The 24,588-nt window shown below is 67.1% G+C and carries 22 protein-coding genes; 14 read left to right on the top strand and 8 right to left on the bottom strand.

The features are described from left to right. The 3 genes from HMPREF9710_RS11830 to HMPREF9710_RS27125 all read left to right on the top strand — a co-directional run bounded on the left by HMPREF9710_RS11830 (nt 1) and on the right by HMPREF9710_RS27125 (nt 6,072). Nucleotides 1–1,881: an arylsulfatase gene (locus tag HMPREF9710_RS11830; RefSeq protein WP_005666619.1), complete on the top strand. Its 1,881-nt coding sequence runs from the start codon at nt 1–3 to the stop codon at nt 1,879–1,881. A 9-nt stretch (nt 1,882–1,890) separates the two neighbouring features. Beyond that, nucleotides 1,891–2,895: a formylglycine-generating enzyme family protein gene (locus tag HMPREF9710_RS11825; RefSeq protein WP_005666617.1), complete on the top strand. Its 1,005-nt coding sequence runs from the start codon at nt 1,891–1,893 to the stop codon at nt 2,893–2,895. A gap of 96 nt (nt 2,896–2,991) precedes the next feature. Continuing rightward, on the top strand, nt 2,992–6,072 hold the full coding sequence (locus HMPREF9710_RS27125; protein WP_005666615.1) for a sensor histidine kinase: 3,081 nt from the start codon (nt 2,992–2,994) through the stop codon (nt 6,070–6,072). Here the strand turns inward: HMPREF9710_RS27125 and HMPREF9710_RS11820 are convergent. Beyond that, nucleotides 5,958–6,731: a YoaK family protein gene (locus HMPREF9710_RS11820; RefSeq protein ID WP_005666613.1), complete on the bottom strand. Its 774-nt coding sequence runs from the start codon at nt 6,729–6,731 to the stop codon at nt 5,958–5,960. The two genes, HMPREF9710_RS27125 and HMPREF9710_RS11820, sit on opposite strands and share 115 nt — an antisense overlap. A gap of 146 nt (nt 6,732–6,877) precedes the next feature. On the opposite strand from HMPREF9710_RS11820, the gene dapC reads away from it, so the two are divergent. From dapC to HMPREF9710_RS11785, 7 genes are all read left to right on the top strand, one after another. Further along, nucleotides 6,878–8,092: a succinyldiaminopimelate transaminase gene (gene dapC / locus HMPREF9710_RS11815; protein WP_005666611.1), complete on the top strand. Its 1,215-nt coding sequence runs from the start codon at nt 6,878–6,880 to the stop codon at nt 8,090–8,092. Between the two features lie 46 nt (nt 8,093–8,138). Continuing rightward, nucleotides 8,139–8,963, top strand: a complete 825-nt coding sequence (dapD, locus tag HMPREF9710_RS11810; RefSeq protein WP_005666609.1) for a 2,3,4,5-tetrahydropyridine-2,6-dicarboxylate N-succinyltransferase — start codon at nt 8,139–8,141, stop codon at nt 8,961–8,963. A gap of 80 nt (nt 8,964–9,043) precedes the next feature. Beyond that, complete coding sequence (locus tag HMPREF9710_RS11805; RefSeq protein WP_005666607.1) at nt 9,044–10,189, top strand: PilT/PilU family type 4a pilus ATPase; 1,146 nt, start codon at nt 9,044–9,046, stop codon at nt 10,187–10,189. Nucleotides 10,190–10,331: 142 nt separating this feature from the next. Further along, nucleotides 10,332–10,691 (top strand): ArsC family reductase, encoded by a 360-nt coding sequence (locus HMPREF9710_RS11800; RefSeq protein WP_005666605.1) that lies wholly within the window; start codon nt 10,332–10,334, stop codon nt 10,689–10,691. After that, nucleotides 10,688–11,824 (top strand): succinyl-diaminopimelate desuccinylase, encoded by a 1,137-nt coding sequence (dapE, locus tag HMPREF9710_RS11795; RefSeq protein WP_005666603.1) that lies wholly within the window; start codon nt 10,688–10,690, stop codon nt 11,822–11,824. The genes HMPREF9710_RS11800 and dapE overlap by 4 nt, the downstream gene beginning before the upstream one ends. A gap of 32 nt (nt 11,825–11,856) precedes the next feature. Beyond that, nucleotides 11,857–12,750, top strand: a complete 894-nt coding sequence (gene prmB, locus HMPREF9710_RS11790; protein WP_005666601.1) for a 50S ribosomal protein L3 N(5)-glutamine methyltransferase — start codon at nt 11,857–11,859, stop codon at nt 12,748–12,750. Nucleotides 12,751–12,828: 78 nt separating this feature from the next. Continuing rightward, nucleotides 12,829–14,835 (top strand): ATP-binding cassette domain-containing protein, encoded by a 2,007-nt coding sequence (locus HMPREF9710_RS11785; protein WP_005666600.1) that lies wholly within the window; start codon nt 12,829–12,831, stop codon nt 14,833–14,835. A gap of 2 nt (nt 14,836–14,837) precedes the next feature. On the opposite strand, the gene HMPREF9710_RS11780 is transcribed toward HMPREF9710_RS11785, so the two are convergent. The 3 genes from HMPREF9710_RS11780 to HMPREF9710_RS11770 all read right to left on the bottom strand — a co-directional run bounded on the left by HMPREF9710_RS11780 (nt 14,838) and on the right by HMPREF9710_RS11770 (nt 18,034). Then, a complete protein-coding gene (locus tag HMPREF9710_RS11780) occupies nt 14,838–15,347 on the bottom strand; it encodes a chemotaxis protein CheW (RefSeq protein ID WP_051205104.1) in 510 nt (169 codons plus the stop codon). A 124-nt stretch (nt 15,348–15,471) separates the two neighbouring features. Next, nucleotides 15,472–17,388, bottom strand: a complete 1,917-nt coding sequence (locus HMPREF9710_RS11775) for a flagellar assembly protein A (protein ID WP_005666596.1) — start codon at nt 17,386–17,388, stop codon at nt 15,472–15,474. 280 nt (nt 17,389–17,668) lie between these two features. Beyond that, nucleotides 17,669–18,034 (bottom strand): hypothetical protein, encoded by a 366-nt coding sequence (locus HMPREF9710_RS11770; protein WP_005666595.1) that lies wholly within the window; start codon nt 18,032–18,034, stop codon nt 17,669–17,671. A 200-nt stretch (nt 18,035–18,234) separates the two neighbouring features. Between HMPREF9710_RS11770 and ompR the strand changes: the two genes are divergently transcribed. The 4 genes from ompR (at nt 18,235) to HMPREF9710_RS11755 (ending at nt 21,174) form a co-directional block, all read left to right on the top strand. Next, on the top strand, nt 18,235–19,002 hold the full coding sequence (gene ompR, locus HMPREF9710_RS11765; protein WP_005666593.1) for an osmolarity response regulator transcription factor OmpR: 768 nt from the start codon (nt 18,235–18,237) through the stop codon (nt 19,000–19,002). After that, entirely contained in the window at nt 19,002–20,375 is a 1,374-nt protein-coding gene (locus tag HMPREF9710_RS11760; protein ID WP_005666591.1) for a sensor histidine kinase family protein, read from the top strand. The genes ompR and HMPREF9710_RS11760 overlap by 1 nt, the downstream gene beginning before the upstream one ends. A gap of 267 nt (nt 20,376–20,642) precedes the next feature. Beyond that, nucleotides 20,643–20,942, top strand: coding sequence for a type II toxin-antitoxin system Phd/YefM family antitoxin (locus tag HMPREF9710_RS27120; protein ID WP_081589899.1), 300 nt, complete (start codon nt 20,643–20,645; stop codon nt 20,940–20,942). Then, nucleotides 20,917–21,174 (top strand): Txe/YoeB family addiction module toxin, encoded by a 258-nt coding sequence (locus tag HMPREF9710_RS11755; protein ID WP_005666589.1) that lies wholly within the window; start codon nt 20,917–20,919, stop codon nt 21,172–21,174. Before HMPREF9710_RS27120 ends, HMPREF9710_RS11755 begins: the two co-directional genes overlap by 26 nt. Before the next feature lie 81 nt (nt 21,175–21,255). On the opposite strand, the gene HMPREF9710_RS11750 is transcribed toward HMPREF9710_RS11755, so the two are convergent. From HMPREF9710_RS11750 to HMPREF9710_RS11735, 4 genes are all read right to left on the bottom strand, one after another. Then, a complete protein-coding gene (locus HMPREF9710_RS11750) occupies nt 21,256–22,224 on the bottom strand; it encodes a threo-3-hydroxy-L-aspartate ammonia-lyase (protein ID WP_005666587.1) in 969 nt (322 codons plus the stop codon). A 73-nt stretch (nt 22,225–22,297) separates the two neighbouring features. Then, nucleotides 22,298–22,846 carry a hypothetical protein gene (locus HMPREF9710_RS11745; protein ID WP_005666585.1) on the bottom strand — a complete coding sequence of 183 codons (549 nt, stop codon included), beginning with the start codon at nt 22,844–22,846 and terminating at the stop codon, nt 22,298–22,300. Between the two features lie 65 nt (nt 22,847–22,911). Continuing rightward, nucleotides 22,912–23,904 (bottom strand): 2-hydroxyacid dehydrogenase, encoded by a 993-nt coding sequence (locus HMPREF9710_RS11740; protein WP_005666583.1) that lies wholly within the window; start codon nt 23,902–23,904, stop codon nt 22,912–22,914. 34 nt (nt 23,905–23,938) lie between these two features. Further along, nucleotides 23,939–24,580 carry a helix-turn-helix transcriptional regulator gene (locus tag HMPREF9710_RS11735; protein WP_040776150.1) on the bottom strand — a complete coding sequence of 214 codons (642 nt, stop codon included), beginning with the start codon at nt 24,578–24,580 and terminating at the stop codon, nt 23,939–23,941. Nucleotides 24,581–24,588: the final 8 nt, after the last annotated feature.

Here is a 24,588-nt window from a genome sequence, read left to right as displayed (position 1 = left end):
ATGAAAACATCGACACCCGTGCTGGCCCTGGTCGCGGCAACCCTGCTCGCGGCCTGCCACTCCGCGCCCACGCCGACCCTGCAGGCCAGCGCGCAGGGCGCGCCGGCGGCGCCTGCCGCGCCTGCCAAGCGCCCCAACATCCTGTTCATCATGGCGGACGACCTGGGCTACTCCGACATCGGCGCCTTCGGCGGCGAAATCGACACGCCGAACCTCGATGCGCTCGCGCGCGACGGGCGCGTGCTGTCGAACCACCACACCGGGCCGGTGTGCGCGATCACGCGCGCGATGCTGATCTCGGGCACCGACCACCACCTGGTCGGCATGGGCTCGCAAGGCGCGCCGCGCGACGAGCGCAAGGGCGCGCCCGGCTACGAGGGCTACCTGAACGAGAACGCGCTGTCCTTCGCCGACCTGTTGCAGGACGCCGGCTACCATACCTATATGGCGGGCAAATGGCACCTCGGCTTCGGCGACGGCCGCGGCAAGACGCCGGACCGCTGGGGCTTCGAGCGCAGCTACGCGCTGCTGCCGGGCGCCGCGCGCAACCACTTCGGCAAGGAAGCGCCGGACGCGCGCAACTACGTCGAGGACGGCAAGCACGTGCAGCCGGGCGCCGGCTTCTACTCGACCGACTTCTACACCGACCGCCTGATCTCCTACATCGACGCCAACCGCGCCGACGGCAAGCCGTTCTTCGCCTACGCCGCCTACACCTCGCCGCACTGGCCGCTGCAGGTGCCGGAGCCGTACCTGAGCAAGTACAAGGGTCGCTACGACGCCGGCCACGACGCCATCCGCCTGGCGCGCATCGAACGCATGAAAAAGCTGGGCATCATCCCGGCCGACTTCACGCCGTGGGCCGGCGCACCCGACAGCCCGGTGCGGGCGCCCGCGTCGCCCAACAACGACACGCCGGAAGCGCGCTATGTCAACGCGCTCAAGGGCGCGGCCGAGGGCCACGCCGACCACGGCCAGGGCCGGGTCGACAAGCAGTGGGACAGCTTGACCCCGCTGGAAAAGAAGGCGCAGATCCGCTACATGGAGATCTACGCCCGCATGGTCGACAACCTCGACCACAATATCGGACGCCTGGTCCGGCACCTGAAGGACATCGGCGAATACGACAACACCTTCATCCTGTTCCAGTCGGATAACGGCGCCGAGGGCTGGCCGATCGATTCGGGCGCCGACCCGAAAGCCACCGACGAGGCCAATGCCGCGCCCGAGGTCTACGCCAGGCTGGGCACCGACCAGGTCAAGCGCATCCAGTACGGCCTGCGCTGGGCCGAAGTGAGCGCCGCGCCGCTGCGCAACGTGAAGAGCATGCCGCACGAAGGCGGCGTCTCGACGCCCCTGATCGCCAAGCTGCCCGGCCAGCGCGGCCCCGCCACGCCGGCGCCGGTGCTGCACGGTTTCACCCACGTCACCGACAACGCCGCCACCTTCCTGGCGCTGGCCGGCGTCGCGCCGCCGCACGAGCCCGCGCCGGCGGACATCGACCCGGCGTCGGGGCGCGACCGCAACGCAGGCAAGGTGGTCTACAAGGGCCGCAACGTGTATCCGGTCACCGGCACGTCGCTGCTGCCGCTGCTGCAAGGGTCAAACATCGGCCAGCGCGGCCTGCCGGTGGCCGGCGAAGCCTATGGCCGCGGCTATGTGTTCAGCGCCGACGGCCGCTGGAAGGCGGTCTGGATCGAGCCGCCCCACGGTCCGCGGGATGGACACTGGCAGCTGTTCGATATCCAGGCCGATCGCGCCGAGAACAATGACCTTTCGGCGCGCCACCCGGACATCGTGGCCCGGCTGGTGCAGCGCTGGAAAGACTATATGGCGCAGGTCGGCGGCGTGAATCCGGTGCGTCCGGCCAGCTTCTACTAGGACGGCGACATGCGCATGACCGAATGCCTGCTGGCGCTGGTTGGCGCCGGCGCCCTCGCCGGCGCCCTTGCCGGCGCCGCGCTGGCGGTGACCGATGCCCGCCAGGCGCCGACCCTCGCGAAGCTCGGCACCGAGACCCTTTGCGCGGCCGGGACCGGCCTGCCGCCGGGCTGGGGCCGGGATCCGCGTGCCGGCATGGTGCGCCTGGCCGGCGGCGAATTCGTGTTCGGCAGCCTCGCGGGCTATCCGGACGAACGCCCGGCCAGCACCGCGCGCCACAAGGTCGACGGCTTCTGGATCGACCAGACCGAGGTCACCAACGCCCAGTTCGAACGCTTCGTGCAGGCGACCGGCTACGTCACCGAGGCCGAGCGCGAAGGCGCCGCCGTCGTGTTCGACACGCCCGATGCGGCCGAGCTGCGGCGCCGTCCCTACGCCTGGTGGCGCTATGTACGCGGCGCCAGCTGGAAGGATCCGCACAGCGCGCAGGCGCCGGCCCCGAACGCGCCGGTGACGCTGGTCACCCAGGCCGACGCCCTCGCCTATGCACGCTGGCTGGGCCGCGACCTGCCGACCGAGGCGGAGTGGGAATACGCGGCCAAGGCCGGCCGCGACGACGCCGGGCTCGATGGCGCGCCGGTCGATGCCCACGGTCGTCCGACCGCCAACTACTGGCAGGGGCCCTTCCCGCTGGCCGACAGCGGCCAGGACGGCCACGCCGGCCTGGCGCCGGTCGGCTGCTACGCCGCCAACGCCTTCGGACTGCACGACATGATCGGCAACGCCTGGGAATGGACCAAGGATGGCTACAGCGGCGCGCGCCAGCCGCACGCGAACGGCGACACCGCCGTGGCGGCGGCGCGCCTGCCGGCCGCGCCGGTCGTGATCAAGGGCGGCTCGTTCCTGTGCGCCCCGACCTACTGCCTGCGCTACCGGGCCTCGGCGCGCGAATCGCAGGAAGCCAACCTGGGCGCCAGCCATATCGGCTTTCGCACCGTGCTGCGCGGTGCCTGAGAATGGCGCGGGATGAATCGGAGGACATGATGTCGCCAGGCGCCTGAACGGCCGCGACGACTGGACCGGCAAGCATTTAGCTGCAACAATTCGGGAATGAGTATCATTTACCGATTCCACCTGTGGCTGCGCACGACGCTGGTCGTACTGACCTGCGCTTTCGCGCCGGCCGCCCTCGCCCTCGACCCGGCCATCGCGCTGGACGGCTATCGCCATGAACGCTGGGGCGAGCTGGAAGGCGCGCCGCGCTACGTCGACGCGCTGGCGCGCAGCCAGGATGGCTGGCTGTGGGTCGGCAGCCGTTACGCCGGCCTGCTGCGCTTCGACGGCCTGCGCTTCCTGCCGTTCGACACGGCCGACGGCAGCCGCCTGCAAAACAACAATATCAGCGCGCTGCGGCCCGGCCCCGGCGGCGAACTGTGGATTGGGCACGGCAGCGGCGGGCTGAGCGTGCTGCGCAAGGGACGTTACCGGCACCTGCTCACGCCCGAACAGAGCGGCAGCGTCTTCGCCATCTCCCTTGGCGCCGATGGCGCGCCCTGGATCGCCGGCTGGCGCGGCCTGTTCCGGGTCGAGGGCGATCGCGTCGTGCGCATCGGCCCGGAACTGGGCTACGACGCCGTCCGCGCCGAATACGTGCTGGCCGACGGCGCCGGCCGGGTCTGGGCCACCGACGGCGCGGCGCTCTACCTGCGCGAGGCCGGCGCCCAGCGCTTTCACAGGCTGCGCGCGGTGCGCGGCGATGCGATGCTGCTCGAGGCGCGGGACGGCAGCGTATGGCTGGTGCTCGGCAAGCAGTTCGAGCGGGTGGCGCCGCCGTCGCCGCGCAGCGTGCCCTTTCAACCCGGCAGCGCCAACACCTACCAGTCGCTGTTCGACCGCGACGGCAACGTCTGGTCCGGCAACTGTCCGGTCGGCATTTGCGTGCTGCGCCCGGCCGACTGGCAGCGCGGCGGACGTTTCACGCCGGTTGGCGCCGCCGAGCGGCTCGACCAGTCGTGGCAGATGACCAGCCTGTCGGTGCTGGCGCTGATGGAAGACGGCGACGGCAGCATCTGGGTCGGCACGCCGTCGGGACTGGAGCGGCTGCGCGACCACGCCGTGCACATGGTGCCGCAACTGCTCGACCGCGGTATCTCCCACCCCGCCCGGCACCCGGACGGTGGGATCGTCGCGGTACGGGTCCAGCGACTGGACGGTACGGCCGGCCTGGTGCGCCTCGAGAACGGCAGGGTAAGCGACCTGCCGGACTCCATCGCCACCCACGTGCTCGACCGCGCCCCCGACGGCACGCTGGTGCTCGGGGGCCGGTACGGCATCGAGCGGCACGGCCGCGCGGGCGTCGAGCGCATCGCGCTGCCGCCCGCGGTCAGCGCGGCCGCCGACAGCATCCGGCCCCGGCGCCTCACCGCCGGCAACGACGAGATCTGGCTCTGGACCGGGCGCATGGGCGCCTGGCATTACCGCAACGGCGCCTGGACCCGGCCGCCGGTCAAGGAAGACCAGCCGCAGGAAGTGGCGTTCGACGCCGCCGGCCGCAGCTACCTGGGGCTGCGCGGCAATCGCCTGCGCATCGTCGACGGCGAGACGGTGCGCGAGTACGGCGCCCGGGATGGACTGGACGTCGGCAAGTTCAGCCTCATCGTGCCGGGCACGCCCTTGGTGGTCTCGGGCGAGGATGGCATGCAGGTCCTGGCAGGCAACCGCTTCCGCAGTCTCGCGGTCAGCGTGCCGGACGGCATCGGCGCGGCCAGCGGCATCGTCACCGACGCCGCCGGCGTGCGCTGGATCAATGCCGAGCGCGGCATCTACCGCGTCACGCTTGACGACTGGACGCGTTCGATGAACGACCCCGACGTCCGGCTGCGCGGCCGGCTGTTCGATGCCGCCGACGGCTACCTGGGCGGCGGCGTGTCGCGCCTGCTGTCGCGCACGGCCGCGATGGCCAGCGACGGCACGCTCTGGTTCGCCGGCGAGCGCGGCCTGGCCTGGATCGATCCGCGCAAGACCGCGCCCAATCCGGCGACGCCCGCGGTGGAGGTGCTGGCCGTCTCGAGCGGGGCGCGCCACTACGGCGCCCGCATGGGATTGACACTCGAGCAGGGCACCGAGAACGTGCAGATCGACTACACGGCGCCCAGCCTGCGCATGCCGCAAAAGGTGAGCTTCCGCTATCGCCTGGCCGGCAGCCGGGACTGGGAGGAAGCCGGCACGCGGCGCAGCGCCTTCTTCCAGCGGCTGCGCCCTGGGACGCACAGCTTCGAGGTGATGGCCATCAACGAGAGCGGCGTGGCGGGCCCGGTCACGACCCTGGCCTTTTACATCCCGCCGCGCTGGTTCCAGACCTGGTGGTTCCTGGCGGCCTGCCTGCTGGCCTTCGTGCTCATGGCCGCGTGGGCCTACCGGCTGCGCACCCGGCGGCTGGCCGAGCGCATCGAAGGCGAGCTGATGGCGCGCATGCGCGAGCGCGAATCGATCGCCCGCTCCCTGCACGACACCTTCCTGCAGGGCGTGCAAGGGATGCTGCTGCGGATGCACTCGGTGCTGACCGGGCTGCCGGCCAACAGCCCGGTGCGCACCGGGCTCGAGCGCGTGCTGGAGAACGCCGAACAGGTGCTGGAAGAAGGCCGCGACGAAGTCCAGGGCCTGCGCCAGGGCTTCGCCAACGTCGACGCATTCTGGCAGGGGCTGCTGCGCGACGTGGAACTGATCCTTCCTGGAGGAAGCCAGCGCCTGGCGCTGGCGGCGGCGCCGGGATCGGTCGACCGGTTGCCGGTGCGCCTGCGCCGCGACGTGCATGCGATCGTGCGCGAAGCCCTGGTCAACGCCCTGCGGCATACGCCCGGGCCGGTCCGGCTCAGCGCCGACGCCGGCCAGCGCGACGTGACGCTGACCGTCGGCGACGAAGGAAGCGGCGGCTGCGCCATGGACAAGCCCGGCCACTTCGGCCTGCAAGGCATGCGCGAGCGCGCGCTCCAGATCGGGGCCAGGCTGCGCATCGACAGCGGCCCCGCGGGCACCCGGATCACGCTGGCGATTCCGGTCGGGCCGGGCCAGGCGGATCAGGCGTCGCGCCCCGTCCCGCCCTGCCCGCCGAGCACGCGCACGGCATCGTCGACCACCGGCACGATCGCCAGCACGCACAGGAAGGCGGCCAGCGGCACCGTGGACAGGTAGCCCAGGTGCTTGAAGCCCAGCGCCCCCACCACGCCGCCCAGGCAGAACGCGCCCAGTAGCGACAGCATCAGCAGCAGGCGCCCGAGGTTGGCCGTGACTTTCGGCTGGCGCAGCGGGCCGTCGGCATTCCAGTAGGCCATCTTGCCAAGCTCGATGCCGATGTCGGTCACGATGCCGGTCATGTGGGTGGTGCGGATCTCGGCACGCGAGACCTTGGTGATGACCGCGTTCTGCAGCCCCATCATGAAGCACAGCAGCATCACGGTCAGCGGAATGAAGAAGGCATCGATCCGGGCCAGGCGCGCGCCGAGGATGCCGAACACCAGCAGAAGCACAGCCTCGAGCAGCAGGGGCAGCGCGAAGCCGCTGTGCAGGCCGCGGCGCCGGATGTAGTTGACCAGGATCGCGGTGCAGGCCGCGCCGAGCAGGAAGCTGAGCAGCGCGCCGAGCGCGGCCAGCACCAGGTCGGTCTCGCCCAGCACCAGGTGGTCGGCCGCGCTGGAGACGATGCCGGTCATGTGCGAGGTGTATTCGCGCACCGCCAGGAAGCCCCCGGCATTGATGGCGCCGGCAACGAAAGCCAGCGCCACGCCCAGGTGCCGGTTGGCGCCGGGCGTGCGTTCATGTCCTGTCAGGCTGCGCGCGTAACTGATCGGCACGGCGGATGGCTCTCCAGAAAATCGCTGGTCGGTAGACGATTAATGTTACCGCAAATCACTTGCCGCACGCTCGAACGTTCTTCCATTCATGGAGCTATAATAAAAAATTATCGAAAAGCGCACACCGTTGTGCGCCCAAGACTGCCGTGAATCCCCATCTCGACAAGCTCCATCCCTACCCGTTCGAAAAGCTGCGCCAGCTGTTTGCCGGCGTCGCCCCGAACCCGGCCTATTCCGCGATCAGCCTGGGCATCGGCGAACCGAAGCATCCGACGCCGGCCTTCATCGAAAAAGCGCTGACGCATTCGGTGGCCGGCCTGGCCAACTATCCGAGCACGGTCGGCGGCGAGCCCCTGCGCGCGGCGATCGCCGGCTGGCTGGAACGCCGTTACGGCATCCCGGCGCTGGACCCGGCCACCATGGTGCTGCCGGTGAACGGCTCGCGCGAAGCGCTGTTCGCGATCGCCCAGTGCATGATCGACGCCTCCCGGCCGGATGCGCTGGCGATGTGCCCGAACCCGTTCTACCAGATCTACGAAGGCGCGGTCTACCTGGCCGGCGCGGCGCCGTACTTCGTCAACTCCGAACCCGCGCGCAACTTCGCGCCGGATTACGGCAGCGTGCCGGAAGACGTGTGGCCGCGCGTGCAGCTGCTGTATGTGTGCTCGCCCGGCAATCCGACCGGCGCCACCCTGTCGCTGGACGACTGGCGCCAGCTGTTCGAATTGTCCGACCGCTGGGGCTTCCTGATCGCGGCCGACGAGTGCTATTCCGAGATCTATACCGGCTCGGCGCCGCCGCTGGGCGCGCTGGAAGCGGCGCACCAGCTCGGAAGGAGCGGTGGCGAACAGCCGTACCGCAACCTGATCGTGTTCTCGAGCCTGTCGAAGCGCTCGAACGTGCCGGGCATGCGCTCCGGCTTTGTCGCCGGCGATCCGGTGGCGATGAAGAAATTCCTGCTGTACCGCACCTATTGCGGCGGCGCGATGTCGCCGCCGGTGCAGGCGGCCTCGATCGCGGCCTGGAACGACGAGCAGCACGTGCAGGACAACCGCGCGCTGTACAAGGAGAAGTTCGCCCTCATCACCCCGCTGCTCAAGGGCGTGATGGACGTCGAGCTGCCCGACGCCGGCTTCTACCTGTGGGCCGACGTGCGCCGCACCGGCCTGTCGGACCTTGAGTTCGCACGCCGCCTGTACGCCGACTATAATGTGACGGTCCTCCCGGGCAGCTACCTGGCGCGCGAAGCGCACGGCCAGAATCCGGGGCGCGATCGTATCCGTATGGCCCTGGTGGCCGGCGTCGACGAAGGACTGGAAGCGGCGAACCGCATCGTCCAGTTCTGCCAGGGCCTGAAATAACGGCCCCCACGAATACCTGTTTTTCATTTCAACCAAGACCAGCATCATGACCCAACAACTGCAAACCATCATCGACACCGCCTGGGAACAGCGCGCCGACATCAGCCCGAACAACGCCAGCGCCGAAGTGCGCGACGCCGTCGCCCACGTCCTTGCCGGCCTCGATGACGGCAGCCTGCGCGTGGCGCAGAAGGACACCGGCGCCTGGGTCGTGAACCAGTGGATCAAGAAGGCCGTGCTGCTGTCGTTCCGCCTGGAGAACAACGTGCCGGTCGCCTCGGGCGACATCCAGTTCTACGACAAGGTGCCGACCAAGTTCGCCGACTACACCCCGGAAGACTTCGCGCGCGGCGGTTTCCGCGTGGTGCCGCCGGCCGTCGCCCGCCGCGGCAGCTTCATCGGCAAGAACGTCGTCCTGATGCCGTCCTACGTCAACATCGGCGCCTATGTCGATGAAGGCACGATGGTCGACACCTGGGCCACCGTCGGCTCCTGCGCCCAGATCGGCAAGAACGTCCACCTGTCGGGCGGCGTCGGCATCGGCGGCGTGCTGGAACCGATGCAGGCCAACCCGACCATCATCGAAGACAACTGCTTCATCGGCGCCCGTTCGGAAATCGTCGAAGGCGTGATCGTCGAAGAGAACTCGGTGATCTCGATGGGCGTGTACATCGGCCAGTCGACCAAGATCTATAACCGCGAAACCGGCGAAGTGAGCTATGGCCGCGTGCCGTCGGGTTCGGTCGTGGTGTCGGGCAGCCTGCCGTCCGCCGACGGCAAGTACAGCCTGTACTGCGCCGTGATCGTCAAGCGCGTGGATGCGCAGACGCGTTCGAAGACCGGGATCAACGAGCTGCTGCGCGGCGTTTAAGCTGGCTGGACGCGTTGGCGGCTTCGCCGCCGACGCATCCAACCGGCCCCGGAATACCCGAAACAAACGGAGACGATGCGATGGCCATGGACCGCCTGTTCCAGCTGATGAAAGAGAAGAACGCTTCCGACATGTTCTTCGCCGTGAACTCCCCGGTGCACATCAAGATCAACGGCGCGCTCATCCCCATCAACCAGCATCGTCTCGAACCCGAGAACATCCTGTCGCTGCTGTCCGAGGTCGCCACGCCCGAACAGCTGCTCGAACTCGAACGCGACAACGAATTGAACATGGGCGTGTCGGTCCCGAACCTGGGGCGCTTTCGCCTGTCGGCCTTCCGCCAGCGTGGTTCGATCTCGGCCGTGTTCCGCTTCGTGCCGGCCGACATCCCGCCGCTGGGCGGACTCGGGCTGCCGCCGGTGCTGTCCGAACTGATCATGGAAAAGCGCGGCCTGCTGCTGGTGGTCGGCGCCACCGGCTCCGGCAAGTCGACCACCATCGCCGCCATGCTCGACCATCGCAACGAACAGCGCACCGGCCACATCCTGACGCTCGAAGACCCGATCGAATACCTGTTCAAGAACAAGAAATCGATCGTCAACCAGCGCGAGATCGGCAGCGACGCCAGCAGCTTCGGCATCGCCCTGAAGAATTCGATGCGCCAGGCGCCCGACTGCATCCTGATCGGCGAGATCCGCGACCGCGAAACGATGGCCGCGGCCCTGGCCTACGCCCAATCGGGCCACCTGGTGCTGGCCACCCTGCACGCCAACAACAGCTACAACGCGCTGAACCGCATCATCAGCTTCTACCCGATGGAAAACCGCGCCGCCCTGCTGCAAGACCTGGCCTCGAGCGTCAAGGCCATCGTCTCGCAGCGGCTGGTGAAATCGGCCGCCGGCGGCGCGCGCCAGGCGGCGGTCGAAGTGATGCTGAACACCCGCTACATCGCCGACCTGATCGAGAAAGGCGAGATCGGCCAGATCAAGGAAGCGATGGACAAGAGCCTGTCGCCCGGCTCGCAGTCGTTCGAGGGCGCGCTGTTCAAACTGGTCAAGGAGGGCCTGGTGACCCAGGACGAGGCGCTGGCGAATGCCGATTCGGCCACCAACCTGCTGTGGCTGCTCAACAATGGGCCGGACAGCCAGGTCCAGCAGACGCAAGAGCAGGAGAAACCGGCGGCCCCGCAGGGCGCCTCGTTCACCGAGTTCACGCTCAATTCCTGATCCGGCGCCAGACGCGCCAGGCGGCGCGCCCGTCCGCCTCATCTGTGTACAATCGGCCGAAGCACCTTGTGCGCCGCTGCGCGCATACACTATCCTCACGCCTTTTCGAACGACCACGCCGCCCCGGCGGCCAAGACTACCCATGACTACGACTCTCTACGGCATCCCCAACTGCGACACCGTCAAGAAGGCTCGCACCTGGCTGGCGGACAACGGCCACGACTTCACCTTCCATGACTTCAAGAAACAAGGCCTGAGCCGCGAACTGGTGCAGGGCTGGCTGAAGGACCTCGACTGGGAAACCCTGGTCAACCGCAAAGGAATGACCTGGCGCAACCTGTCCGACGAACGCAAGGCGCAAGTCAACGATGCCGACAGCGCGACCGAGCTGATGCTGGAAAACCCGTCCGTCATCAAGCGCCCGGTCCTTGCCGGCGTCGGCCCGGTCTCGGTCGGCTTCTCCGCCGACCAGTACGCCAGCAAGTTCGAGGGCGCCAAGTGAAGCCTTCCCGCACCCTGCTGCTGACCGAAGAGCTGATCGCGCTCGATTCGATCACGCCGCACGACAAGGGCTGCCAGCAGCGCCTGATCGAGCTGCTGGCGCCGCTGGGCTTTCGCTGCGAGACCATCGAGTCGAACGGCGTGACCAATCTGTGGGCGCGCAAGGGCAGCGAAGCGCCGCTGTTCGTGTTCGCTGGCCATACCGACGTGGTCCCGGCCGGTCCGCTGCACCAGTGGGAATCGGAACCCTTCGTGCCGACCCAGCGCGACGGCAAGCTGTATGGCCGCGGCGCCTCGGACATGAAGACCTCGATCGCGGCCATGGTGATCGCCTGCGAGGAATTCATCGCCCACCACCCCGACCACAAGGGCTCGATCGCCGTCCTGATCACCAGCGATGAGGAAGGCCCGGCCGTCGACGGCACCGCGGTCGTGGTCGACCTGCTGGAAGAACGCGGCGAGACGCTCGACTACTGCCTGGTCGGCGAGCCGACCTCAAACCACGTGCTGGGCGACACCATCAAGAACGGCCGCCGCGGTTCGCTGTCGGGCCACCTGGTCATCAAGGGCATCCAGGGACACATCGCCTATCCGCACCTGGCGCGCAACCCGATCCACCAGGCCGCGCCGGCGCTGGCCGAGCTGACCGCCGAGGTCTGGGACGAAGGCAACGAGTACTACGCGCCGACCAGCTGGCAGATCTCGAACATGGCGGCCGGCACCGGCGCCACCAACGTGATCCCGGGCCAGTTGACGATCGACTTCAACTTCCGCTTCTCGACCGCCAGCACCGCCGAGGGCCTGGAAGCGCGCGTGCACGCCATCCTCGACCGCCATGGCCTGGATTACGACCTGGCGTGGACGCTGTCGGGCCAGCCCTTCCTGACCGAAAAGGGCACGCTGTCGGACACGATCTGCGGCGCCATCAAGGAAGAGCTGGGCGTGCAGGCCGAACTGTCGACCACCGGCGGGACCTCGGACGGCCGCTTCATCGCCCGCATCTGCCCCCAGGTGATAGAATTCGGGCCACCGAACGCCAGCATCCACAAGATCGATGAACATATCGAGCTGCGCTACATCGATCCCCTGAAGAACATCTACCGCCGCACGCTCGAACACCTGCTGGCTGCCTGATCGGGGCGCTGAACCAACACGAGAACAAGACCATGACCAACACCACCTTCAGTACGCCGCGCGACCTGCTGCGCTACGCCGTCACCCGCTTCAACGGCGCCAAGCTGTTCTTCGGCCACGGCAGCGCCGAGGCCTTCGACGAAGCCGCCTACCTGATCCTGCACACCCTGAAACTGCCGCTGGACCGCCTCGCGCCCTTCCTCGACGCCAGGCTGCTGCCCGACGAAGTGCTGCAGGTGCTGGCCGTGATCGAGCGCCGCGTCACCGAGCGCGTGCCGGCCGCCTACATCACCAAGGAAGCGTGGCTGGGCGAATACCGATTCTACGTCGACGAACGCGTGCTGGTGCCGCGCTCCTTCATCGCCGAGCTGATCCCTCAGCAGTTCAGCCCATGGCTGACCGACCCGGACGGCGTCGAGAACGTGCTCGAACTGTGCACCGGCAGCGGCTGCCTGGCGATCATGGCGGCCGACATCTTCGAGAACGCCGTGGTCGACGCGGTCGACATCTCGAAGGATGCGCTGGCCGTGGCCGAGCACAACATCCGCGAATACAAGCTGGAAGGCCGCGTCAACCCGATCGAGTCCGACCTGTACGAGAACGTGCCGTTCAAGAAGTACGACCTGATCATCAGCAATCCGCCGTACGTGAATTCGGAATCGATGCGCACCCTGCCGCCGGAATACCTGAACGAGCCGCAGATCGCGCTGGCCGGCGGCGAAGACGGCATGGACCTGGTGCGCAAGATCATCGCCGGCGCCGCCGAGCGCCTGACCCCGGACGGCATCCTGGTGGTCGAGATCGGCAACGAGCGCGAGTTCGCCGAAGCCGCCTTTGGCCACCTGGGCCTGACCTGGCTGACCACCAGCATCGGCGACGATGCGGTGTTCCTGCTGACGGCCGAGCAGCTGCAGACCGCGCAGTAAGCGATCCGGTCATCTGTCCGTGGGGTGGACGGCTTGCCGTCCACCCCACTTTGTCATCCAATTATTCAGCGCCCCACCATGATCCGTATCCAGAACGTCAGCCTGATGCGCGGCACCAAGCCGCTGCTCGTCGACGCCGACCTGACCCTCAACCCGGGCGACAAGATCGGCCTGATCGGCGCCAACGGCGCCGGCAAATCGAGCCTGTTCGGCCTGCTGCGCAACGAACTGCATCCGGACCAGGGGCAGATCGACTTCCCCGCCAAGTGGCGCATGGCCTATGTGGCGCAAGAGACCCCGCCGCTCGAGCGCGCCGCGCTCGACTACGCGATCGATGGCGACGTCGGCCTGCGCAAGTTGCAGGCCGAGCTGGAAGAGCTGGAATCCCACCCCGACGCCGACGCCCACGGCATGCGCCTGGGCGAGCTGCATGCGGCGCTGGCTGACGCCGACGCCTATACCGTGCAGTCGCGCGGCGAGCAACTGTTGCTGGGCCTGGGCTTCTCGCTGGCGCAGATGAACCAGCCGGTGGCCAGCTTCTCGGGCGGCTGGCGCATGCGCCTGAACCTGGCGCAGGCGCTGATGTGCCCTTCCGACCTGCTGCTGCTCGACGAACCGACCAACCACCTGGACCTGGACGCCATCATCTGGCTCGAGGACTGGCTCAAGCGCTACCCCGGCACCCTGATCATCATCTCGCACGACCGCGACTTCCTGGACGAGATCGTGAACGTGGTGGTGCACATCGACGACCGCAAGCTGAAGCGCTACAGCGGCAACTACTCGGCCTTCGAGCGCCAGCGCGCCGCCCAGATGGTGCTGCAGGCCTCGGCCATCGAGAAGCAGCAGCGCCAGCGCGCCCACCTCGAATCCTTCATCAACCGCTTCAAGGCGCAGGCCACCAAGGCGCGCCAGGCGCAGAGCCGGATCAAGGCGCTCTCGAAGATGGAAGAACTGGCGCCGCTGCGCGCCGCCGCCGAATTCTCGTTCGAGTTCCGCGAGCCGCTGGCGGCCCCGAATCCGCTGCTGGTGCTGGAAGGCGTCGACGCCGGCTACCCGCTGCTCGACGCGCACGGCGACAAGGTCGGGGCGAAGACCATCGTCAACCACATCGACTTTTCGCTGCAGATCGGCCAGCGCATCGGCCTGCTGGGCGTGAACGGCGCCGGCAAGTCGACCCTGATCAAGACCGTCGCCGGCGAACTGGCGCCGCTCACCGGTCATGCCACACTCGGCAAGGGCCTGTCGATCGGCTACTTCGCCCAGCACCAGGTGGAGATGCTGCGCCATGACGAATCGCCGCTGTGGCACCTGGCGAAGATCGCGCCGACAGTGCGCGAACAGGAGCTGCGCAACTTCCTCGGCAGCTTCAACTTCCCGGGCGATATGGTGACCAGCCCGATCAAGCCGTTCTCGGGCGGCGAAAAGGCGCGCCTGGCGCTGGCGCTGATCGTGTGGCAGCGCCCGAACCTGCTGCTGCTGGACGAACCGACCAACCACCTGGACCTGGAAACGCGCGAGGCGCTGACGATGGCCCTGGCCCAGTTCGAGGGCACGCTGGTGGTGGTGTCGCACGACCGCCACCTGCTGCGCGCCACCACCGACCAGTTCATCATCGTGGCCGACGGCCGCCTGCAGCCCTTCGACGGCGACCTGGACGACTACAAGGACTGGCTGTTCAAGACCAAGCTGGGCAAGGGAGGCGACGCCCTGCCCGGCCAGGCGGCGCCGGCGAAGGCGGCCCAGCCATCCGCCAGGGCCAGCGCGCCCGCGCCGAGCCCGGCGGCGTCGCCGGCCGAACGCAAGGAACAGAAACGCCTCGAAGCCGAAGAGCGCCAGCGCCTGGCGGCCCAGCGCAAGCCCCTGGAAAACCGGGTCAAGCGCCTGGACGAGCAGATGGCCAAGCTGAGCGCGAAGAAAGCGGCGATCGACGCCGAGTTGCTCGATCCGGCGATCTACGAAGCGGCGAACAAGGACCGCCTCAAGACGCTGGTGGCCGACCAGGCCTTCGCGGCGCGCGACCTGGAAGCGCTCGAGGTGGAGTGGCTGGAAATCCAGGAGCAGCTGGAAGCGTTGACGGCGTAAGGTCAGGCGGCCCTCAGCGGCCGCCTCGGCGACAGCGACATCAAGCGATCGATGTCGATCAGCACCACGCGCCGCCCATCGATGCGGGCCATGCCGATCAGGTAGCCCGCGCTCGGCGCGCCCGGCAGGGGCTGCACCGCCTCCGGGCGCACATGCACGATGCCGGTCACGCTCTCGACCACCATGCCGACGATCCCGCTCGACAGGCGCAGGATGATCACGTCGGTATCCGGCGCCGACCGGTCCGACCCCGTGCCCGCAGCCTGGGCGCCGCCCGCGCGCATGTCGACCACCGGCATGATCACGCCATGCGACAGCGCCACGCCGCCGATGATTTCGCCGTCGGCGGCGAAGCGTTCGAGGGATCCCAGCAGCTTGAGCTCCTGCACGCGCGCGCAATCGAGCCCGTATTCCTGCCCGTCGAGCATGAAGCTGAGGAATTCCCGTGAGGCGCTGCTGCGCGGCGCCGGGTAACGGGGGACAGAAGCGCAAGGGGCTGAAGCGTGAAGCATGCTGGACGAGGTGACCATGGCGGATCCTTTATGGGTGCGATCACCATCGTATGCCTCGTCCCCGGTGCTGATGTTGACTGTAGTCAACTTCAGCCTTGGACTCTTCCCGCGCCGCGGGACAAATTCAGGACGCGGCCTGCGCCTCTGCCGTGGCCATGGACGTGTCCCACGACCAGGCGCCCTCGCAGCCCGCGTGCAGCACTTCCGCGCCCTTGGTGTCGCGCAGGCGCAGCTTGATGTCGCGCGCCGTCATGTCCCACACGCAGCCCAGGTCCGGTTCGTAGGGCAGCGCCAGCACCTGCACTTCGCCCGCCAGCATGCCGAGCGCCACCCCGGCCGCGCCGACCCGCTCGAAGCGCTGGGCCTCGAGCCGTTTCAACAGCGCCATGCCGGCCGCGCGCTCGCCGTCGAGCGACTTCGCTTCTTGCGACAGCCGGCCCAGCTCCTTGAGCGCCGGCGCCACGCTGGCCGCCAGGCGCCGGAACTGCGGTTCCTGTTCCGGCGTCAGCACCAGCTCGCCCTTGCGCAGGCGCGGCGCGATCAACAGGTATTTGCGCATCTCGGGCTGGCCGGTGAGGGTTTCCATCGCGCTGCGCCGCTGCGCCGCCAGTTGACCGAACTGGTCCACCCGTTGGCGCACCTGCGCCAGCGCCGCGTCGACGCGCGCGCAGTCCGGGCGCAGCAGCCAGGCCAGCATCTCGCCCTGCTTCCACGGCCCCGCGCGGCCGATCGCCACGCGCCGCCCGGCGATGGCGCTGCCCTCGGCATGCGCCACCTCGACCTCGTCGCCGATGATCTCGCAGTTGATGGCGGTCTCGATCCGGATGCGCGCGCCCGAGATCACGCAGTTCTCGGCGCGCTCGAGCCGCACCTCGCCCTTGGTCGCCTGGATCGTCGCCTGGGACGCGACGCCCAGCACCCGCACGCCGCCATCCAGGTTGCGCGCGCTGCCGCCGACCAGGTTGCGGCGCAGGAGGATCGCGCCGCGGCGCGCGACCAGGTGGCCATATACGTCGCCGTGCACGGTGATGCTCTCGGCCTCGATGATGCGCTGCTCCTGGACTTCGCCGAATTCCTCGTAGTCGCCCGCCAGGTGCAGGTTGCCGGTGGTCCTGGCGCTGACGCCGTCGCGGCTGACGATCTTGTCGGTGATGGCGATGCGGCTGCTCTTGGGGTCGACGCTCAGGAAGCCGTCCTGGCGCGCGACCAGGAACTCGCCTTCCGGCGCCAGCTCGACCGTCGTGCCGTCGGCCGCATAGGTGGCCAGGTCGAGGTCCTTCGCCACCTCGGGCGCGATCGGGATGCCGTTCAGGTCGAAGCCGGGACTGCCGCTGGTCCGCGGCACCTTGCGCAGCAGGCGCGTGCCGGCCGCCACCTGCGGGAAGCGGTTCTGGAAGCTCATCAGGTCGAGCTTGCCGTTGGCGAGCTGGCGCGGGGCGTCGCTGCGATGCAGGTCGCTGGTGACCTCTTCCACGCGGGCATCCATGCCGGGCAACGGCTCGAGCCGGCGCGCCACCACGTAGCGACCGGCCGCGCCGCTTTCGATATGGCTGCGGATGGCTCCGACCTCGGCGCCGAAGCGGATGCCCTTCGCCCACATGTCGGCGACGAACTCGTCGACATCGAGCCGGGTCTGGCGCTCGCCGCCTTCCTCGTCGCGCTCGAACACGGGTTCGAAATAGTATTCGGCCTGGCCGTCGGCGATCTTGACCGAGCGGTACAGGGCCTGGCGCTGCGGCGTAAACGGCACGATGTCGGCGGCGATGCGCACCACGACCCGGCCGGCCGCATCGCGCGGCAGCTCCGGCCCGTGGCCGTACAGGGCCTTGATCAGGACCGGATAATCGAGGCCGGCCAGGTAATGGCTGGAGCGCAGGATGCCGTCGACCGCCGCCACCAGCGTGGTGCCGAGCACTTCGGGATCGGCATACACGCCGTCGTCGCGCCTGGCGATGCAATGTTCGGGCCCCTTCGAGTCGAAGCGGACGGCGGGCGCCGCCGTGGCGGGCGCTGCATCGGGTAGTACGGCAAGGTCGGACACGTTCACGCTCCACTTGGCGATAAATGTTGGCGACGCAGACCCTGCCAACAGTAAGGTGGACGTAAAGATAGCATGTTGCGCAATCTAAATAAACATATGGCAACTAGATTTCTAAAAAGAAAATTTGTGACGCGACCGACACCATTACTCAGCTGGGCATTCGTGCCCGGATCCGGAAAAAACGCACGAGGTACGCCAGCATGACGCCTTGAGGAATGTCAAATTCCAGAAACGACAACGGCGCCATCGGCGCCGTCGTTTTACATTGCAAGCCGCATTTTCAGCGGCGGCGGGCGTTCGGATAGAGTTCCGAACCTTCCTTGATCTGGCGCCGCAGGTCGCGCCGCTCGTCCGGCGACAGCCGGCCGCGACGGCGCTCTTCACGGGCCGCGTCGGCCTGCGCCTCCATGACGCGACGGTCCTGGTCGCGCATCTCGTAGACGCGCGGGTCTTGCTGGGCCTGCATTTGATAACGGTCGCGCAGCGCCGCTTCGTCGCGGCGCGGATCGCGCTCCTGGTTCTGCGCCAATGCGCTGGCCCCGGTACCTGCCAGCACGCAGGCGATCACACCAAGGCGCGCAAGCCGGGCGAGCCGGCCGCCATTGGCGCCGAATCCTGCTGGTTTGTCATTGTGCGCGTGGTTCATGGTGTTCCTCTTCCGCGATGCCTGATAAACGGATAAGCTGTGTTGATCACTTGTCGCCAGTGTAGGTGCATACCGAAAGCGGAGTAAGACTTATTGGGTAAAGTTTGTAACACATTGTAATGGCTGGGCTGAGTCGTGCTTCCGCCCTAGCCATAAGAAGTTACCATAGCGACATTCATCTGACAATTCTGGACAGTTTTATGACTTCAACGACTTCGAACAATCACGCGGGTGCGGGCGCTGCATCGGGCCACTCCGCCAAGATCATGGTCGTGGACGACGACGTGCGCCTGCGCGACCTGCTGCGCCGTTACCTGACCGAACAGGGCTTCCAGGTCGTCACCGCCGAAAGCGCGCCGGCGATGAACAAACTGTGGCTGCGCGAGCGCTACGACCTGCTGGTGCTCGACCTGATGCTGCCCGGCGAGGACGGGCTGTCGATCTGCCGCCGCCTGCGCGGCGCCGGCGACCAGACCCCGATCATCATGCTGACCGCCAAGGGCGAGGACGTCGACCGCATCGTCGGCCTCGAAATGGGCGCCGACGACTACCTGCCCAAGCCGTTCAACCCGCGCGAGCTGGTGGCCCGCATCGGCGCCGTCCTGCGCCGCAAGGGCCCGGACGAGATCCCCGGCGCGCCGTCCGAAACGCCGCAGACCTTCGAGTTCGGCGACTTCGTGCTCGACCTGGGCACGCGCACGCTCAAGAAGAATGGCGAGACGGTGCCGCTGACCACCGGCGAATTCTCGGTGCTGAAGGTGTTCGCGCGCCATGCGCGCCAGCCGCTGTCGCGCGAGAAGCTGATGGAACTGGCGCGCGGCCGCGAATACGAGGTGTTCGACCGCTCGCTCGACGTCCAGATCTCGCGCCTGCGCAAGCTGATCGAGCCCGATCCATCGAGCCCGCTGTACATCCAGACCGTGTGGGGCCTGGGCTACGTGTTCATCCCTGAAGGCCAGCCGCGCTAGTGTTTACCCCGATCGCCCAGGCGCGGCGCGCCCTGCGCTTCGCCTGGTTCAAGAGCGGCCTGTTCTGGCGCACCTTCTTCCTGATGTCGGTGCTTACCGCGGCCTCGATGCTGGCCTGGATCGGCATGATCAGCGTGTTCCAGCGCGACAAGCAGGTGCAGCAGACGGCGGAGCTGGTGGTGTCGGTGGTGACCATCACCAAGGCCGCGCTCACCCACTCGGCGCCCGACCTGCGGCGCGAGCTGCTGCTCGAACTGGTGTCGAACGAAGGCATCCGCATCTTCACGCTGGAAGACACGGACGTGGTCGACCCGCCACCGCACAATCCCCTGATGCCCGAGATCGCCGCCATCGTGCGCGAACGGCTGGGGGCCGACACGCGCTTCTCGAGCGGCGTGAACGGCGTGCCGGGCTTCTACATCAGCTTCAACATCGAGGACGACAAGTACTGGCTGATGCTCGAACGCGAGCGCCTGACGGGCCTGACGCGCGAACAGTGGCTGGGCTGGGCCGTGGTGGTGGGCCTGCTGTCGGTGCTCGGCGCGGCGCTGATCTCGAGCCTGGTGAACCGCCCGCTGGCGCGCCTGACGGCCGCCGCGCGCGCCATCGCCAAGGGCGAGCGCCCTGTGCGCCTGCCCGAGAAGGGTTCGCAGGAGATCATCGAGGCCAATCGCAGCTTCAACCAGATGGTGGAAGACCTGGCGCAGGTGGAAAAGGACCGCGCCGTGATCCTGGCCGGCATCTCGCACGACCTGCGCACGCCGCTGGCGCGCATGGGGCTGGAGGTCGAGATGGCGAATCTCTCGACGGAGGCGCGCGAAGGCATGCAGTCGGACATCGCGCAGATGGACGCCATCATCGGCCAGTTCCTGGACTACGCCAAGCCGACCGAGGCGGCGACCTTCGTGCCGGTGAACCTGTCCGAGATGCTGTCCGACGTCGGCCGCGAGGCGGCCCGCATCCCCGACCTGCACGTGAAGACCGACCTGATGCCGGGCGTGCACGTGATGGGCAACGCGACCGACCTGCGGCGCGTGATCAACAACATCATCGAAAACGCGCGCCGCTACGGCAAGACGCCGGGCACCTCATGCACCGACATCGACATCGTGCTGCGGGTGAAGGCCACGGGGCACGGGCGACGCGCCGTGATCGAGATCGGCGACCATGGTGTCGGCGTGCCGGCGGACCAGATCGCACAGCTGATGAAGCCCTTCACTCGGCTGGATAGCGCGCGCGGCCAGGCGAATGGCGCCGGGCTAGGCCTGGCGATCGTGGAGCGCGTGCTGACCCGGCATAACGCGGGGCTGGAAGTGCGCAATCGCGAAGGCGGCGGGTTCTTGCTGCAGGTGGCGTTGCCGCTGGCGGCGTGATCTGCTCTATTTCCTTGCCATCTCCGAAAACCGCGCTATACTCCTACATGTACAACTTATCGTACATGTATATCCTTTCGATAACACGCTTACAACTATTGCTAACGCCTGCGAATACTGCTGACGCCTGCGACCACTGCTCACGCCTGCGATTATTGCTACCAACGACCTTTGCTAACGCCTGCGACAACTGCTAACGCCCGCGATCATTGCTTACGCCTGCGACTATTGCTAATGACTACGACTATTGAGCGATTGGAGTAATACATGAGAATCATTAACTTTTCCGATGCTCGCAACAGTCTTCGGACCGTCATCGACCAAGTGGTTGAAGATGCTGACGTCACCGTCATCTCGCGCCGCGATGCGCCGGACGCGGTCGTCATGTCATTCGATCACTACAGCAGTCTTATGGAGACTGTGCATTTGTTGAGCTCACCGGCGAATGCGGCTCACCTCGCCAAGTCAATTGCACAGGCCCGCTCTGGTCGAGCGCAGCATCGGGAATTACTCGATATATCCGACGCTGAGGAATCGCAACATGCGCCACTTGAAGTTCACGGATGAAGGCTGGGATAGCTATATTTACTGGCAGACGCAGGACAAGAAGACGCTCAAGCGTATCAATGATTTAATCAAGGATGTTCAAAGAGACCCCTTTGCGGGAATAGGCAAGCCCGAAGCCTTGAAACACAGCCTCAGTGGTTGCTGGTCACGGCGAATAGATGAGACGAACCGCCTCGTCTACGAAGTGCAGGATGAAGAGTTGATCATCCTGTCCTGCCGCTACCACTACTGATCACCAAGGGAGCAGATATGCTCCCTTTTTTCTTGCCGGTCTGACCTCCAGTAGAACTCACGACCGTTTCGCAGAAGTCAATCAATCGCCGATCAGGCTCGCAAACCGCCCGAGATCGATATTCCCGCCACTAATCAGGATCCCGACCTTCTTCCCTTTCAGCTGTTCCTTCATCCTGCGCGCCGCCGCGAAACCGAGGCAACCGGTCGGCTCCACCACGATCTTCATGCGTTCGGCGAAGAAGCGCATGCAGGCCACCAGCTCCTCGTCGCTCACGGTGAGGATGTCGTTGACGTCGCGCTGGATGATCGGGAAGGTCAGCTGGCCCAGGTGCTGGGTCTGGGCGCCGTCGGCGATGGTGCGCGGCGTGTCGATGTGGACGATCTCGCCCTTGCGCAGCGATTGCTGGCCGTCGTTGCCGGCTTCCGGCTCGACGCCGTACAGCAGGCAGCCAGGGGACAGCGCGCGCGTGGCCAGCGCGGAGCCGGACAGCAGGCCGCCGCCGCCCAGGCACACGAAGAAGGCGTCCAGCGGACCGACTTCCTCGAACAACTCCTTGGCCGCCGTGCCCTGCCCCGCGATCACGTCGGCGTGGTCGTAGGGCGGAATCAGGGTCAGGCCGTGCTTCTCGGCCAGCTCGCGACCGATCTGCTCGCGGTCTTCGGTGTAGCGGTCATAGGTCACCACGGTGGCGCCATAGCCGCGCGTGGCGGCGACCTTCGCGGCCGGCGCATCCTGCGGCATCACGATCGTCGCCGGCATGCCCAGGATCTTGGCCGACAGCGCGATCGCCTGCGCGTGGTTGCCTGATGAGAAGGCGACGACGCCGGCGCGGCGCTGTTCGGGGCTGAACTTCGCCAGCGCGTTATAGCCGCCACGGAACTTGAAGGCCCCCATGCGCTGCATGTTCTCGCACTTGAAGAATATCTCGGCGCCGAATTCCTCGTTGACGGTGCGCGAAGTCAGCACCGGGGTGCGGTGGGCTACGCCCAGGATTCGCTCGGCGGCCTGGGCGACGTCTTCGTAAGTGGGGAGCTGGAGCGAATGCATGGCGATGTCCTCGGTGACGATGAATTGGAAATATTATCCAATTCTGGAATAGTCGTCAAACCATCAGCGTCCCTCAGAACAGCGAAGCGAGCCCTTTGACGACGCGCGTGCGCCATGACACCGTATGGTCGAGGCGCATGCCGGGCGGCGCCTGTGGGGGCACGTCGAGCAAGGCCTGCTCGATCCTGCGATTGCGCCGAATGACGTGACGCAGGTAGGCCACCCCGCCCCACACAGTCAGCCCCAGCACCGCCAGCGCCGCCCAGCCGCCAAAGGCGACAAATGTAACCCCGAGCACGGCTGGCATCCCGAAATAAGCGAGCCACGCATACTGCCCCACGACCTGCCATGCGGTTTCCCGAATGTACACATGCGGCGTGGACAGATCACGCCAGGCCATGACAGCCTGCCAATTGCCCTTCTCTGCGAGAATGACGGCGTAGTGCGCACCTTCACGCGGCACGTCGCCTTCCGGCAGCATGACACCAAACTGGCGCTTGCCTGCCGCCTCGAAACTGAAATGGCCGGTGCGACCAGGGGCATCGAAGATGCGTTCGAAGCAGACCCGCTCGAGATGGAACTCGGTGATGTATCTGCTGTTTGTCGTGTCGATGCTTTTCATGATTTGCACCCTAGCGCAACGAGCCGGCGCTTGTCCACCATTGCGGCGAAGTCATGCACGCCGCATCAATCCGGAATCCGGTTGACCAGTTCCTCGCCCCGCGCGAAAGCGCCGATGCTGTCGATGGTGGTGCGCATGATCTGCCCGATCGCCTCGACAGTGAAGAAGGCCTGGTGGCCGGTCACGATCACGTTCGGAAACGACACCAGGCGCTGGATCACGTCGTCGGTGATGATGGTCGACGACAGGTCCTGGAAGAACAGGCTCGCTTCCTGCTCGTAGACGTCGATCGCCAGGCCGCCCAGCTGGCCGGTCTTGAGCGCCTGCACCGCGGCCTCGGTGTCGACCAGGCCGCCGCGGCTGGTGTTGACCAGCACGCAGCCGCGCTTGACCCGCGCCAGCGCCGCCGCATTCACGATGTGATGAGTTTCTTCCAGCAGCGGGCAATGCAGCGACACCACGTCGCTGCAGGCCAGCAGCTCGTCGACGCCGATATAGCGCCCGCCCAGCGCCTCGAAGGCCGGCGTGGGGTAACGGTCGTAGCCGACCAGGGTGCAGCCGAAACCGGCCATGATGCGGGCGAAGATGGTGCCGATCTTGCCGGTGCCGATCACGCCGACCGTCTTGCCGTGCAAATCGAAACCCATCAGGCCGTCGAGATCGAAATTGCCTTCGCGCGTGCGCACGCTGGCGCGCGCGATCTTGCGGTTCACGGCCAGCAGCAGGCCGACCGCGAACTCGGCCACCGAGTTGGGAGAATAATCGGTGACCCGCACCACCGCGATGCCCAGTTCGCGCGCGGCGTGCGCATCGACGTGGTTGTAGCCGGTCGAGCGCGTCGCCACCAGGCGCGTGCCCTGGTTCGCCAGGATGCCCAGCACCTCGGCGTCGACGGTGTCGTTGACGAAGACGCAGACCGCCTCGCAACCCTTGGCCAGGATGGCGGTCTCGCGGCTCAGGCGGTCTTCGAGGAAGCGCAATTCATGGCCGGCGGCTTCGTTGGCCTGGGCCAGCATGGTCTTGTCGTAGCGGCGGGCGCTGTACACGGCTGTCTTCAAGAGTGACTCCCCTGATAAGTGGCACCGCTGAATTCTATTTAATGTCGTTGTAAGCCGTCGCCCGCGAAATGCCGAGGTGGCCGGCCGCCACTTCCATCGCGCGCCGCACTTCGAGATAACCGCCCTCCTTCAGCTCGCGCATCAGCGCGCGCCGCTCATGCGCCTTGAGCAGCTGGGGCGAGGAGGCCAGCCGCGCAGCAAAGGCGTCGATGCGGCGCCGGATGGCGTCGGCATTGGCCGGATCGAGCGATTCGCCCACCGGCGCCTCGCCCACGGCGTTGAACCGTTCGAGGATGCCCTGCATCGAACGGAACAGGGTCAGGTCGACGTTCAGGCACAGCGCCGCGACATAGTTGCCGTCGGCGTCCTTGATGCCGATCGAGGTGCTCTTTGCCGGGCGGCCATCCGGAAACTGGTTCGGATAATTGGCGACGACTTGCGGGTAGGCGCTGTCGGCGATGCGCGCCAGCCCCAGCTCCGTGGCCGGATCGCCGGCGGCACGGCTGGAGAGATTATTGTGGATCGCCAGCACCGCATGGCCGGGGTCGCGCAGATCGTGCACCACCACTTCGCAGAACGGGGCGAAGGTCTGGGCCAGGCCCTCGGCGATGTGGCGGACCTGCTCGATGAGCGCGGACTCGTCCTTGCTTGGCAATGTCTTGGTCATGCTGGACATTTTATCCA

The organism is Massilia timonae CCUG 45783, assembly GCF_000315425.1.
GTDB lineage: Bacteria > Pseudomonadota > Gammaproteobacteria > Burkholderiales > Burkholderiaceae_D > Telluria > Telluria timonae.
This window is presented reverse-complemented; position numbering and strand designations above follow the sequence as displayed.

Coding starts and splice junctions, on each gene's coding strand:
- HMPREF9710_RS11825 (WP_005666617.1), top strand. CDS start 1,891: ATGCGCATGACCGAATGCCTGCTGGCGCTGGTTGGCGCCGGCGCCCTC.
- HMPREF9710_RS11745 (WP_005666585.1), bottom strand. CDS start 22,846: ATGAAAAGCATCGACACGACAAACAGCAGATACATCACCGAGTTCCAT.
- HMPREF9710_RS11800 (WP_005666605.1), top strand. CDS start 10,332: ATGACTACGACTCTCTACGGCATCCCCAACTGCGACACCGTCAAGAAG.
- HMPREF9710_RS11755 (WP_005666589.1), top strand. CDS start 20,917: ATGCGCCACTTGAAGTTCACGGATGAAGGCTGGGATAGCTATATTTAC.
- HMPREF9710_RS11770 (WP_005666595.1), bottom strand. CDS start 18,034: ATGAACCACGCGCACAATGACAAACCAGCAGGATTCGGCGCCAATGGC.
- prmB (WP_005666601.1), top strand. CDS start 11,857: ATGACCAACACCACCTTCAGTACGCCGCGCGACCTGCTGCGCTACGCC.
- HMPREF9710_RS11750 (WP_005666587.1), bottom strand. CDS start 22,224: ATGCATTCGCTCCAGCTCCCCACTTACGAAGACGTCGCCCAGGCCGCC.
- HMPREF9710_RS27125 (WP_005666615.1), top strand. CDS start 2,992: ATGAGTATCATTTACCGATTCCACCTGTGGCTGCGCACGACGCTGGTC.
- HMPREF9710_RS11805 (WP_005666607.1), top strand. CDS start 9,044: ATGGCCATGGACCGCCTGTTCCAGCTGATGAAAGAGAAGAACGCTTCC.
- HMPREF9710_RS11785 (WP_005666600.1), top strand. CDS start 12,829: ATGATCCGTATCCAGAACGTCAGCCTGATGCGCGGCACCAAGCCGCTG.
- HMPREF9710_RS27120 (WP_081589899.1), top strand. CDS start 20,643: ATGAGAATCATTAACTTTTCCGATGCTCGCAACAGTCTTCGGACCGTC.
- HMPREF9710_RS11735 (WP_040776150.1), bottom strand. CDS start 24,580: ATGTCCAGCATGACCAAGACATTGCCAAGCAAGGACGAGTCCGCGCTC.
- HMPREF9710_RS11830 (WP_005666619.1), top strand. CDS start 1: ATGAAAACATCGACACCCGTGCTGGCCCTGGTCGCGGCAACCCTGCTC.
- HMPREF9710_RS11780 (WP_051205104.1), bottom strand. CDS start 15,347: ATGCTTCACGCTTCAGCCCCTTGCGCTTCTGTCCCCCGTTACCCGGCG.
- ompR (WP_005666593.1), top strand. CDS start 18,235: ATGACTTCAACGACTTCGAACAATCACGCGGGTGCGGGCGCTGCATCG.
- dapD (WP_005666609.1), top strand. CDS start 8,139: ATGACCCAACAACTGCAAACCATCATCGACACCGCCTGGGAACAGCGC.